12 protein-coding genes are annotated in these 13,702 nt (G+C 39.4%); 4 read left to right on the forward strand and 8 right to left on the reverse strand.

What is annotated here, in order from left to right:
* From AABK37_RS13165 to AABK37_RS13180, 4 genes are all read left to right on the forward strand, one after another.
* Window positions 1-566 (forward strand): glycoside hydrolase family 68 protein (locus tag AABK37_RS13165; protein ID WP_432552014.1); only part of this gene is annotated, 566 nt, incomplete at its 5' end.
* 520 nt (window positions 567-1,086) lie between these two features.
* On the forward strand, window positions 1,087-2,037 hold the full coding sequence (locus tag AABK37_RS13170; protein ID WP_432552015.1) for an ADP-ribosylglycohydrolase family protein: 951 nt from the start codon (window positions 1,087-1,089) through the stop codon (window positions 2,035-2,037).
* 27 nt (window positions 2,038-2,064) lie between these two features.
* A complete protein-coding gene (locus tag AABK37_RS13175; RefSeq protein ID WP_432552016.1) occupies window positions 2,065-2,613 on the forward strand; it encodes a hypothetical protein in 549 nt (182 codons plus the stop codon).
* Window positions 2,614-2,623: 10 nt separating this feature from the next.
* A complete protein-coding gene (locus AABK37_RS13180) occupies window positions 2,624-2,782 on the forward strand; it encodes a hypothetical protein (RefSeq protein WP_432552017.1) in 159 nt (52 codons plus the stop codon).
* 1 nt (window position 2,783) lies between these two features.
* Here AABK37_RS13180 and AABK37_RS13185 read toward each other — a convergent pair whose 3' ends face one another.
* The 8 genes from AABK37_RS13185 to AABK37_RS13220 all read right to left on the reverse strand — a co-directional run bounded on the left by AABK37_RS13185 (window position 2,784) and on the right by AABK37_RS13220 (window position 13,576).
* Window positions 2,784-4,127: a GH39 family glycosyl hydrolase gene (locus AABK37_RS13185; RefSeq protein ID WP_432552018.1), complete on the reverse strand. Its 1,344-nt coding sequence runs from the start codon at window positions 4,125-4,127 to the stop codon at window positions 2,784-2,786.
* Window positions 4,128-4,132: 5 nt separating this feature from the next.
* On the reverse strand, window positions 4,133-6,169 hold the full coding sequence (locus AABK37_RS13190) for a GumC family protein (RefSeq protein ID WP_432552019.1): 2,037 nt from the start codon (window positions 6,167-6,169) through the stop codon (window positions 4,133-4,135).
* Between the two features lie 88 nt (window positions 6,170-6,257).
* Window positions 6,258-7,595, reverse strand: coding sequence for an O-antigen ligase family protein (locus AABK37_RS13195; RefSeq protein ID WP_432552020.1), 1,338 nt, complete (start codon window positions 7,593-7,595; stop codon window positions 6,258-6,260).
* Window positions 7,596-7,616: 21 nt separating this feature from the next.
* On the reverse strand, window positions 7,617-8,738 hold the full coding sequence (locus tag AABK37_RS13200; RefSeq protein WP_432552021.1) for a glycosyltransferase: 1,122 nt from the start codon (window positions 8,736-8,738) through the stop codon (window positions 7,617-7,619).
* 235 nt (window positions 8,739-8,973) lie between these two features.
* On the reverse strand, window positions 8,974-10,410 hold the full coding sequence (locus AABK37_RS13205; protein ID WP_432552022.1) for an oligosaccharide flippase family protein: 1,437 nt from the start codon (window positions 10,408-10,410) through the stop codon (window positions 8,974-8,976).
* 41 nt (window positions 10,411-10,451) lie between these two features.
* A complete protein-coding gene (locus tag AABK37_RS13210) occupies window positions 10,452-11,423 on the reverse strand; it encodes a glycosyltransferase family 2 protein (protein ID WP_432552023.1) in 972 nt (323 codons plus the stop codon).
* A 236-nt stretch (window positions 11,424-11,659) separates the two neighbouring features.
* Window positions 11,660-12,604: a glycosyltransferase family 2 protein gene (locus tag AABK37_RS13215; RefSeq protein WP_432552024.1), complete on the reverse strand. Its 945-nt coding sequence runs from the start codon at window positions 12,602-12,604 to the stop codon at window positions 11,660-11,662.
* Between the two features lie 33 nt (window positions 12,605-12,637).
* Entirely contained in the window at window positions 12,638-13,576 is a 939-nt protein-coding gene (locus AABK37_RS13220) for a beta-1,6-N-acetylglucosaminyltransferase (RefSeq protein WP_432552025.1), read from the reverse strand.
* Window positions 13,577-13,702: the final 126 nt, after the last annotated feature.

A 13,702-nucleotide genomic window follows, 5' to 3' on the forward strand; every position in this document is an offset into this window, starting at 1 on the left:
GAAAAACTTTATACAATGCTCTGGGAATAAATGTAGCACGTTTAAAACCAAATGGTATAAGGAGCATTTGTGCGTTTTTAAAGGAAGGAGGAGAAGGAAAATTTCGGGGATGTGTTGGTGTGGCAGTAGCAGACAAAATTACTGGACCTTACGAACTACTACCTCCAGCTGCTATATCCGTTGTCGAGGGAACAAAAGAATCGGCTTATTATGAAATGGAACGACCGCAGGTGATTTATAAAAATGGCAAATATCATTTGTTTTTCTCGTGTTGGACTAAGTGGCTAAACCCCAAATGGATAGAAAAAGTGGGTCAAGAGCAGATCACCAATTCATCACTGTACTGCTATGTTTCCGATCATATTACTGGTCCCTTTAAACCTGTAAATGAAAAACCTGTTGTTAAAGGTAGCGATAAAACTGGAATGTATGGAATAAACTTTTTTTCAGCATTGGATAATCCAGAAGAATTTATAGCGTATGGATGGTATCACAGACGGATGACGTTAGCAATTTCACCAGTGTATCAAGTTCGCTGGAACAATAACTCAATTGAAATCGAGTAGCTTACATTATACAAGAGTGCAAAAATCTTAATTTAGTAAATAAAAGCTGCTCCTCTGTCTTCCCCCCTCACCCCTCTATAGTCTCCCGTTTCAGGGAAGAGGCTGCTCCCGAATTTACTTTCCGTGGACAACAAGTAGCCGACTTCCTTAGCAGAAGCACAGAAGTAAAGCTTATTCAAGTCTCAATGAATAGATTTGAGTAGGTTTTACAAAGCGGCATCTCATCATCCCTTTTCTTGTGCTACCTACAAGGGGCTGTTTTATTTTCAAGGCTGGTAATCATGAAAGTCTATGCTGTGCCACTCAGGACTAGTGGACTTTCAAGGCAGGTCTATTCTGATTGAAGAGCGATCGCTCTTCAAGTGAGAGAGGTTAGACCCCGGAGCAATTCGCCAACAGTATCTTTTAGTCGTCGGGTACTTTTGTTATATTACATCAATAATACAAAATTTGCTGTTACATAAATGCTGGTAACAAACAATGCTCGCCTCATCCCTCTCTGCAAAAAGTAGCCAGTAGTTTGTTTGCCGGACAAGGTTCTTATGGGAATGGTGCAGCGATGCGGGTTGCACCTGTGGGAGGATATTTTGCTGAAGATTTAAATTTGGTTGTCACGCAAGCAAAGAAAAGTGCGGAAATTACTCATACTCATCCGGAAGCGATCGCCGGCGCTATTGCTGTAGCGATCGCAGCAGCTTTGGCTTGGCGATTACGAGATTCTTTACCTAGCAAAGAAGAATTTCTCAACTTTATTTTGCCTTATGTTCCAGAAAGTGAGGTAAAGTCAAAGATACGCCACGCTCGTGATTTATCCGAAAAAACACTTATGAAATCAGCCGCTGCTATACTAGGAAATGGTACTAATATCTCTGCACAAGATACGGTTCCTTTTGCTTTGTGGTGTGCTGCTCAACACCTCAATAACTACGAAGAAGCACTGTGGTTAACTGTGAGCGGATTGGGGGATAGAGATACCACTTGCGCCATTGTCGGCGGTATTGTCGCGCTGTCTGCTGGTGTAAAAAGCATCCCGACAGAGTGGTTGCAAGCGCGAGAACCTTTATCTAACTTCGATGCAGAAACTATGACTCTGTACCGTCCTACGGGAGCAAACGAACTGGCTTTGATTCGAGAAAGCGGTTATCGAGAGTTTCCACCGCGACTACCAGAACAGCCAATTTTTTACCCAGTACTTAACGAAGAATACGCTGTACAAATTGCCTGCGATTGGAATGCAGCAACCAATGATACAGGCATTGGCTATGTAACGCGCTTTCAAGTGAAGGCAGATTTTTTAAGTCGCTATTCAGTGAAAACCGTAGGAGCTTTGATGCATCAGGAATATTGGATACCTGCGGAAGATTTGCCAAAGTTCAATCGCAATATTGTGGGTTTGATTGAAGTGATAGCTGAGTTTCGCAAAACTTACAGAGTGAAAATCCGAAATAATGAAGATGGTAAGTGTAGATAAAAGCATACCCATTTTTATTTATATAAAATGAATAGCAAACATAAATTATTAACTTTAATTACGGCAACAGTTGCGTTTTCTTCTTTGACTGTCGGGACTGTTTTAGCGCAAGCGAAACTGACAAACCAATCGAAACTAACTCTCAACGGTATGGGAACAGTGCGAGTGGGAATGACTGTGAAAGAAGCAACAAGAGCTGCTGGTACAAAATTAGTTGACGATTCGCCTAATAATAATAGTTGTTACTATGTGAAGCCGCAAGGGGAACCGCAAAATATTGGGTTTATGGTGACAGGGGGTCGCATTTCTAGGGTGGATGTGTATAAAAATAGTCGTGTTGCTACTTTCAGCGGTGCGCGTATTGGGGATACAGAAGCGCAGATTAAATCTCTCTACCCAGGACAAATTACGGTAACACCTCATAAATACGTGCAAGGTGGACATTATCTGACTTTGATACCGAAAGACCGCGCTTATGGTAATTATCGCTTAATATTTGAGACTGATGGCAAGCGTGTTACTCAGTTGCGATCGGGTAAACTGCCGGAAGTGGAATTTGTCGAAGGGTGTTCTTAAAAATTCTGTAGTGAGCGGTTTACCCTTCGGGTTCGCCAGTCGCTCATGGGGGAAACCACGGCAGATGCTTCAAGTCGGCGAAGCCGCCCAACGCACTGCCTCCCCAAGACCGCGCTGGCTCACCGCTCATATCTTCGGTTTTAAGGGCTTCAGCCCTTACTACCTATAAATTAACCAGATAAACGAACTAAAGCCAGAGAATAGGCTTTTAAATTAAAAGCTTTTCCCAACAACAATTGTTGAGTGATGCTAGTATTTTGTACTCCATCTGCATTTAGGTAAAAAATAGGCAAAATATTCGGGAGTTTGATTTTTGACATACCTGTTAAAATAAGTTCGGCAGGTTTAGCTGATTTGTTGATTAACAATAAAGAACGTCTTCCGTCAGCATTTATGACTGCCATTGCTTCTACACTGGAGCGATCGCTTTTTGTCTGCATGACTGTACCTGTTAAATACTTTACTCCCCAGGCAAATACAGTCGCGGCGGGTCGCAAACGATTTTCTGAGTCAATCATGCCGTAAATTCCGTCTTTGAGATGCCAGGAGGTTGCCATATCTACACCCGCTTCTGCTAGATGTTTGAGTACGGAAGCAAACCAAACTGCCCCAATATAAGTATTTTGACGCTTTTCACCCGATTCCCAAGAGTAGTTAATGTTGTATTCGCCTAGTAATAAGGGTATATGACGCTGGGGAATATATTTTTTGGTAATTGCCCGGAATTCTCGCACTTGTTGACCGTAATTGGGCGTGTAAGCCATGATTTTATCGGTGGAGTCATTAGCATCACCGCTGGCATAACGATGCCAAGAGATAAAGTCTACATTAGAAGCGCAACTTTGCAGAAATGATGCGAGTCGGCTTGATTCATCCCAAGTGAGGACGGGACCGCCAATTTTAATTTTAGGGTCTTTGGCTTTCATTGCTTGAGCAACTTTGTTATATATACGCCATAGTTCGTCAAGCTTTCCTGCTTTGTGATAGCGCACATCTTGTTCGTTAAATGGTTCCCAATACACTATGTTGCGAGATAGACGTTGATTGAGAATTACCACCAACTCTGCACAAAAAGCTGCATAGTTGTCATATTCTTCAGGGTGTAGCAGACCATCTGGAGTTTTTCGCATCCACTTAGCCCAAGTGGGGATATTTTGAATAATAATGGGTTTTTGGGGATAGGATGCATCGTAACCTGCTTTAATTTTGGCTATATCCCAGGTTTTAGTCGCTGCATTCGACCAGCGATCGCTCAATTCAGCATGATGGATGCGAATTAATTTGATATTTAACTCAGATAATAATTTTTGGTATGCAGAGTCTCGCGCACGTTCGGGTGTGGTAATTTCATAATCATTAGAACCAAAGGTGTTGACTGTGGATTTAGCTATTGATGTTTGCCAATCCACACTGACTCGGACTGATTTTGTATTTTGGTGTAGCTGGAAGATTGTATGCCATAGCGATACTGCTGCGGCACTTGATACTCCCATCAAAACGTCTCTTCGTCGCATAATGCTTATTCATTTATCACGACATCATGCAAGCGATGCGTGTAAGGTTTAGCTGTAGTTTCCACGTCATTAACTACCAAAGCTAAAATTGATGCCTGATGTTGGATCAATTGTTCGAGGCTATCACGAACCAAGCTACTATGACTTATACTCGGTCGGACAACAAACAATACATTGGGAATTTGGGCTGTCATTAATGCTGTAGCAGTTGTGGAACTTACAGGAGCAGTATCAACTAGAACATAATCATACTCATCATGCGATTTGGCATCTGCCAGCGCTTGTTGAAAACGTCCCCCGGATATCATCTCCAGAATTTTGCCGCGTTGTGGGATGGCAGGCAATAAATGTAGATTGCGTTCTATGGAAATGGGCGTTAAAGTACTGTTAAGCTCTTTAGTGTAACCTAATTTGTGAGTAAGTTCTGCCTGGAAAAAATCTCCATCCACCATTAGTACCCGAAAACCTAAATCTACTAATGCCCTTGCTAACCCCAAGGTAACAGTTGTTTTACCTTCACCTTCCATTGCACTGGTAATCAATAAATGGCGGTTATTTAGAGGTTGCAAGCTGATTGTGGAAGCAAGACGTTGAAAGAAGTTGACCTTTCTATCATCTAGTTTTGATTTAAGTTCGGTATCTTTGATTCGAGGGATAGAGACAACTATCGGGAACTTCATATATTGTAAGTCTTGAGGACTCAACAGCGGGTTGCGTCTTTCTAGCAGTAATAATAGGGCAATGCTGCCAATTATTCCTGCCAGTAAAGCATTCAAGACTATTAACGATAACTTGGGAGAAACAGGCTTGCTATCAACTCTGGCTGCATCTAATATTTCCACATTGGGATAAACATCAAAGACATCAATATTAGTTTGCTGCACTTGGGCAACTAAACCTTTATAAACACCCTCTGCTACATCGACACTGCGTTGAAGTTCAGCTAACCGTTCTTGTTGACCGGGTATAGAATTTAAATTAGCTTTGAGCTGGTTTAGTTGACTTTGTATTTGTTCAGCGAGACGTTGCTGACCCTTAGCTTCTGTTTCTGCCAAAATTAACTGTTCGACTAAACTGGCACGTCCTTCTCCTTGACTGTTGAGTGTGGTGTCGATAGACGAACCAGCAGCAGTTTGGTTAACTTGGCTTTGTATCTGGCTCAATAATGCTTGCTTTTGTTGCAAAAGTTGTTTAACAACAGGATGGTCATCAGTATATTTAGTACTTTGCCGCACTAAATCAGCTTCTACTTCTGATAGTTTGGCTTTAAGAAATTGGTAATCTTTATTTTCACCCAAACTCAAAGAGCTAATAGCTTGATTTGGTGACATTCGCAGACGATTTGATAAAGTAGCAACCCGATTTTGACTGTATTCAGCTTGGGACTGTGCCTGTAATTGAGCTTTAGTTAAACTATCAATGGTACTAACTATTGCTTTTGTTTGCTCTTCAGCGTCAACTAGTCCGGTAGACTGCTTAAACCTGGCTAAAGCTTGTTGTGCCAAAATCAAATTATTTTTCGCGTCTGCTAATTCTTTTTTGTTTAACTGTCTTTTAGATGAACGGTTTGTTTGACGCAGTTCGTTGAGTCGCTGCTGAAACAAATTTGTGAGATTATTTGCGCGTACTTTTGCCAATTCTGGGCTAGAACCGTTGATGCTGATAGAAAGGATACTCGAAGTTTCTGCGAATGAAACTTCAAATAGCTTCTTGTAATCAGCTAATCTTTTGAATTGAGCTTTTTCTGGGTCTTTTGCCAGCACCCTTTCCATCAAAGTATCGCTGTTGAGAATACTCTGCTGCATATTCAATTGACTGTTCCCACCAGTCGCAGAAATATCAGAAGTACCATTTTTCAAGGAACCCAAAATGCCTAAATTGGCATCTAAATTGCCACTTGCTCCATTAACTGTAAACTGTGTTGTTGCCGTCCAAACACGGGGCAAAAACATAGCGGTGGCAACAGTTACTCCCAATACTAGTATGTTCCACAATATTAGGGGCTTCCAATGCCTGATGGCGATCGCTGCTATTTTAGCCATAAAACTAATACCAAATTCTTAATTTATCAAAACATACCACTTCGGATAGATGCAAAATCTCGATGAACAAATTTTCTTTTCAAGCCTTTTATACTGAAAGTTGTTCCCAACTGATAATATTTAACTTCTGTTGCCTTACTTGTGCGAGAATAGCCCCCAACCAAACAAAAAAGAACCAAAAATAAATCGCCATCCAAGTCAACGTAGTCGCTTGACACAATATATATAAAGCTATTAAGCTCGCAAATGCCCGTTGGCAAATGCGGTTTCCCCGCATAGCAGGTTCCCAAAAGCTACACGCAGTTGAAATTAGTGCTGTAATAAAAAAAACAAAGCCAAATATTCCGTGTACGTAAAGTACTTGGGCGTAGGAAGAAAATGTTCCCAAGGGAAGCTCAAACGCTCCATTTCCCCAAGTCACTGTTTTATCAGCAATTCCCCACCCTACCCAAGGTGACTCTTTCCATGCATCAATAGTAGCATTAACAACATACTCCCGATCTTTCGATGAGTCAGCACGAGCGCTGTTAAAAGTTTTTAGGGGTGTATTAATTACATCTTGTAAAGCTAAACCGAAAATGGCACAAAATAAAGAAGTAAAAGACGCTACCCATAAAGAACCTTGTCGAGCTAAACCACTACGGAAACAACCAATAATTACAAATACTAACGGAAAGCATATCCAAGCTAGACGACTTTGAGAAATTATCAAAGCAATTAAGTATCCTGCTAAAGCAAATTTACGCAGCCGTTGGTTACTTTCACTCAAGCAAATAAAGAAACATAAAAGGGCACAAACCCCCAAAATAGGAGGGTCTGCGGTGTATAGGTCTGTCCTAGGTAAGGGAATACCAAAAAAGGGCTGAATGATAGCAAACTTCACCATCAAACTGACTTTATCACCCGGAATTAAACGAGCTAAAGGCGGTAAAAAAGGTTCTTGAGAACCGATCGCAAAAAGTATTACCATTTGAATAGCAAGGAGTGCTAAATAGCTTATTGCCATCCAAGATACAGCCCGCACAATCACTTTTACTCTGATGCGATGCCAAAATGGTACAGTCATGCAGGCGAATATCATCAAGTAGCCCTTGAATAAAGTAAAGAATGTGGCTGCTGTTTTCAAAGGATCGAAGCCTATTTGTTCCAACCCCAAAATATTTGTCCAAAGTGCAGCTAAAATCATTGCTAACCATGCCCAATTGCAAATTGGCAAAGAGTTTTTAATCAGCTTGTCGAGTTGAAAACCTGCAACTAGTAGAAACGCACTAACAACTGGATAGACAATAGTTTGCACTCCCAGCAACCACCAAAGCGGTGTGAGTACAATAGTCCAGTAAATTATCCGTTCTGCAAATGATAGCGCTTGCAGTTTAAACTCAGATTGTTTGGAGGTAATTTTACTAGTGCGGCTAAATTCCAGCATTCTTTAAATTATTGAAGTTTTTTAGGCTAATATTTTTGTTGGTATACCCAACACTTGTAGATATTTTTCGGCACAAGTTTCTGAGGTAAATTGATTTAGCCAACTGAAATCTACTTTCTTGGTATTGCCAGCGAGAACATTTAAAATAGCCTCAGCCATTGCCTTAGAGTCGCCAACTGGTGTTAAGTCACCATACTTACCATTTGCCAATATTTCCGATGGACCACTTTCGCAATTTGTAGACACTACTGGAGTTCCTACAGCTAATGCTTCTACAAGTACATTGCCGAAACCTTCCCAAGCAGAAGACAAAACAAAAACTGCGGCTTTTGCCATGTAAGCGTAAGGATTATCCGCAAAACCCAACATGGCAACATCCTCTTCTAAACCTAATTTGCGAATCAAATTATTTAGATTATCTTCTTCTGGTCCCTCCCCTAAAATTACTAACCGACTGCGACGTACTTGCCGCACTTGGGCAAAGGCATTTATTAAAGTAGGATAATCTTTCTGTGGATATAACCTTCCTGCTGCCAGAATGATTGGCGGTTCTCCGGGTTGAAACCACGGGTGATTAACTGGTTCTTTTGCCTTTGTAAACACCTCAGGAGTTACAGCTGGATTGTAAATTAAATCAATGCGGTTTCTTGGTAGGTGAGTTACATTGGCTAAGTCCTCGGCTACTCCTTGGGAAACAGCCACAATAGCATCTGCCCAAGGGTAAAAAAGTTTTACTGCTAAAGGTGTTAAGCGTACTGAAAGTTGTGGAATGCGTTTTGCTTCTTGAGAAAGATTATTATGTTCAGATACTACTATACGTGTCGATACCCCAGCAATACGCTTTGCTAAAATGGCTATCTCGCAAGGATAGTGTAGCGCTGCCAGCATACTCACAGGACGCTCTCGCTGCAAATATTGAATTAATTTAGGAAGGATACTAAGCTTTGATTGTGCGTTTAAATTTATCAGTCGAATTCCTGGCGGCAATTGTTCTAGTAAAGAGCCTTCTTCCTTAACAACTACCATATCAACTGTGAGTTTTTGCTGTAAAAAATTACGAGCTAAATTCAGCATTCCTCGTTCAGCGCCACCTCCATAAAGGCAACGTAAAAAAATTGCGATATCAGGCGAAGATTTAGGCATAGTAATTAATTATTCTTTAGGTCGATAGACGAAAGTCACAAATACACAGGACTTACACAAAAACTCTCTTCAACTCTTACTCCTTCTCCTTCGGAGACGCCAAGGGCGAAGGCGAACAAAAGCGTACTTGGCGGTTCGTTTTCTGGTCATTTTGCGTTAGTACTAATACACTCAAAACTTATTTTATAATATCATCGTTTTAATTATTTCCTGATTTATTAACGATTAAAATTAATTATAAATGAATTTTTTTCCTCACAAATAGAAAAGCTTTTTCAGTAACATGTTGAATTTTCATAAAATCTTTGGGCTGAAACATACGAATTACAATTAAATAGGCAATTGCAAAAAGAATTGGTTTAATAATTATTGGTAAATAAGAGAAACATATCATCAAGATGACTGTGAAGAAAATTGGCATAAAGCTTGGCTGTAAAATTTTTATCATTGACCATTTTAGAGCCTTACAACCTACCCACCACCAATAAAATGTCCAACCAATTCCCAATATAATTGCTACAGAAATACTGACTCCAATAATTTTTCCTTGAATTGCTCCAATTACAAAACCTATTACGGCTACTGGAGCAATTATTAAGTTGACTTTGGCATTAACTCCCGGACGACCTTTGGCTTGTAACATCGAGCTGATAGCAGAGTTGACTACACGGAAGTAAGCAAACACTAACAACCAAGGAATTAATGCGGCAACAGGTATCCATTGTTCGCCAAAAATTAGAGAAATAGCTTGCTTATCAATGATTAAAAAGAATAAAGCGTATATGGGAGTAATAAAAACAGCAATTTGCTCAATTACATTCTTGAGAGCATTTTCTTGCTGTTTATCGTCTGTCATTTGCGTAAAAGCAGACATTCCAATTTGATTGACGACCTGGCTTAAAATTACAGGTAATGCCATTGTCAATTGGTAAGCTAAATTGTAATAACCCAAGCTGGTTGTACCTAAGAGTTTTCCAACTACGAAATTGTCAGAGTTAGCATTGACGTAGTATCCCAAACTATAGCCTGTACCACCTAAGGAGTATGAAAGTACTTCTGAACAAACTTCTTTGTCTATTTGTAACTGAAAATTCTGTTTAACTTCACGACGGGCAAGAATCGAAGCTATCACCCAAGAAATCATATCTCCGATTAAAAAAGACCAGTAGCTTAGTCCGATTAGAGCGCTAACAACGGTAGAAAAAACTCGTGCAATTGAAGCTATTAAGGTTAAATTTGTCAGGCTTTGAAACCGCATCTGGCTTCTGAGGACTCCAACATAAACGGACTGATAGAAAGACAGCACCAAATTGAAGGCAAATCCAGTTAGAAGCCAAATCAAATCAGGGATGCCAAAAAAATTAGCTATCAAGGGAGATGTAGCGATAAGCCCTACTGCTAAAACTAAACCGATGCCAAGACTAATTGTGTAAGTGGTATTTAAATAACGTTTATCTTTGATACCCTTATAAACAATGAATGAAGCAGCAGTATCTTGGGCAAATAAATTTACAAAAGACCAAAAAATATAAGCTACACCAATGACACCAAATTCTGATGGCAGCAGCAATCTTGCTAGTAGCAAGTTATTAACTAAAGCCAGAAAACGTGTAGCAAAAGCTCCATAGCTTGCCCAAAATCCATTTTTTATTAAGGAATTTTTTTCCATCATTTATAATCAGATAATTAGTTAGTCCTCAAGTTCTCTGATTGCTAACTAGCTTCATGTAATCGCTTCCGTAGATAGAATAGACTTCGCAACTTACGCCTGATATTGGTAGGAAATACCCACATGCCCAAACATAAACAAACATCCATTGGTCTGGGCTTGCCAAATCGAAAAGCTTCGCGCAATAGAGGTAAAAATGCTTTCCAGTCACCGGCAGCAGCAGCCCGTGAACTGACTTCTCCCAAAATGAAAGATGAATAAGCGCGTGGTGTGACTAAATTTCGGTTGCTTTGAATCCATTTAAACGAAAATTCCCAACTACCGCTTCTACTCAAACTTTTATGCGTTTCTTCTAAGTGCCAGATTGATAGGACTTGGGGAACAAAATCAATTTCAACATCTTCTTTTACTGTTACTTTCAATAACCAGTCCCAGTCATGATGTTTTTTTATGAATATATTGAAAGGGAATATTTTTAATAGTTCTTTTTTTGTGAATATAGTGGAAGTTTGTATTAATCCTTCTCCCTGAAAAATAGTGTTACGAACAAATAGATATTCACTAATGTGTTCTAATTTTTTTGGTTGTCTTCGGGGCCAAATTTCATCTTCTCGCAAAGTGCAAGCATTTACATAAGAAGAGACTATTGGATATTTAAAAGAAGAAGCCTTTGCAGTTATTAATTGTAATTCAAGTTTTTGCGGTATCCATTCATCATCGTCATCCAAAAATGCTACCCATACAGCAAATGCAGCATCTACTCCAGCATTACGTGCTACACAAGAACCTTGATTTGTTGGTAATTCAATAATTTTCAGTCGGTGGTCGTTAATTTCCGCCAGTACTGCACGAGTTTCTGGATGAGAACCATCAATCACGACAATAACTTCAATTTCACTGAGAGTCTGTGCTAAAGCACTGTTTACCGCCCGCTTCACTAACTGGGGTCGTCGGTAGGTTGGTATAACTACACTAACTAAAGGTTCCATAAAATCTCGATGATTTACTTTCGTCAATTAACTTCACCAACTTTTATGCTGAATAGCCTTCACAAAATTCATATTGGGGGTATTTCGTGTTTTTAATTATCCACTGTAGGAATCTGAAGCCTAGTTAGGCAATTTTTGAGAAACTGCTGATGATTTTGATGCTGGTAAACGCAAAAACTTTGTTGAATACTCGTCAAAAAATAGAGTCACTGAGGATACTTTATTATTTGAGCTTGTCATACTCTAGCTTTGCTTCGGGATACTTAGCTCTCACCAAGAGAATGCTTAACTGCTATTTTTGCCAAGGGTGCTAAATACACGGATAGGAGAGTCACCAAAGACCGCACATCCCGATAAAAAATTGACTTGTCGCAAATCAAAGCTTGGTGAATAAAATCACGCGCTGTTTCTATATCCCCACCCTGAAGGCACAACCGCGCCAAATAGCGGTACATATAAGCGTAAGCTGTTGGTAAAATTGGTTTTATTAACTCTGGCGATCGCCGATAAGCACTCTGAATGACCTGTTCACCAGAAATCCGCATTTGCACGAGATTAAAAGACAATCCGGAAGGACGAACGCGATAGTAGCATAAAATACGCTTCTCTCGATAAAAACCCCATTTCTGCGTTGCCGCTATCCGCAACCAAAAATCGACATCTTCCCAACTGCGTAAGTCTTCGTCAAACTCCCCAACCTCATCCACTAAACATCTGCGAAACACTCCATTAGAACCGTGTCCGACGAAATTTTTGCACAACAAAGCCAACATCAAATTTGAATGTACTGGTTTGCCACTCAAGCTAATAAGCGTTGGTCGTCCATCGTCGCGAATTGTCTGCGAAGCACTGTAAACCACTCCAACATCAGCATCTCTATCTAATTGAGCGACATGAGTTGCTAATTTATCTTTGTGGTAAACATCATCTCCATCCAGCAAGGCAATATATTCACCCCGCGCATGACGGATGCCATAGTTGCGTGCAGATGACAAACCGCCGTTTGATTTCTGCAATAGTTGAAAGCGTGAGTCTCGCTCTTCAAATTTTTTTACTATAGCTGGGGTATCATCGCTAGAACCATCATCAACTACCAATACCTCAAAGTCTGGAAAAGTTTGTAATTCTAGTGATATCAGCGTCTCTTGAATGTAGCCGCTAACATTATAAGCGGGGACTACAACACTAACCTTTGGTGTAGTAAGCATTATTAAGATCCTTGAAACTCCAAACCACAAAAATTAGCTATAAAATACAACTTTCCCAATTTCCTTATCTAAAAGGTCTAAAATCCTCCTGTCTTTACATATGTCGAATTTTCTTGCAAAGTGAGCGTCGCTTTGTATTATTGCATTATAATCATTTGTTGTTAAAATTGCGGGATGCCCATTCCGACTTTGAGAAAAATCATAGTAGCGCTTATTATCATTACATAAATTGAATAATCCACTATTAACTAATATTGTTTGTAAAAAAGATTCATCGGCTACGCATACTCCTTTGTAATATTTGACTACTTCTGGATGGCTTTGACAAAATTGGTGCAAATATTCTACACATTTTCTGGATAAAGTAGTAAAGAATGAACCTCCATAAAAAACAAAGTCTTTAATCAATAATGATAATGCTCTCACACCTAACATGTCATATGCCAAATTTATTCTGACAAAAGGCTGCAAGTAATTTATTATTTTGATTGGTGTAAGTAATTCCTTGACCCAATTTGGTAATTTTGTCAGGTAATTAATTTTTTTATATCTAAATAAATAACGGCTTGTAGCCTCTTTGATACTCCAATGGCTTTCGGGTGAAAAAATATTAAAATATTCTATAAATCCATCATAATTAGTTTCGGCTAAAAAATTCTCAATGTTTGATATTGGTTTGATGGGATAATCCTGACCAGAAAGGTAAATTAACCAATCATAGTTAATTTGGTTATCAATCAACCATTTGATAGCATCCAGATAAGATTGGAGTAGCATAAAATCGCCACGTCCACCCTTACCTGTTAATACTTGAACGCCAGAGTTTTCTAAAGTTCTCACATCCAATTCACAACAAGAAAAATTATGACTAACAATAACTTGAGCCTCCGGACTGGATTTTTTAATAATATCAATTAATCGGTAAATTTGCTGAGGATTTCTATGACTCTGTATTAAGTAACAAACTTTCATGATTTTGCCTAATCAGCTTTTATTAATGGCTTAAAATCTAGTTAGTGAGACGATAATATTTACTTGCTATGAAGTCAGTTCTTGACAATGAAATTGACATTTAAGCAAGCTTAATATCCATTGACT

The organism is Tolypothrix sp. VBCCA 56010 (assembly GCF_050875635.1).
Classification (GTDB): Bacteria; Cyanobacteriota; Cyanobacteriia; order Cyanobacteriales; family Nostocaceae; genus Hassallia.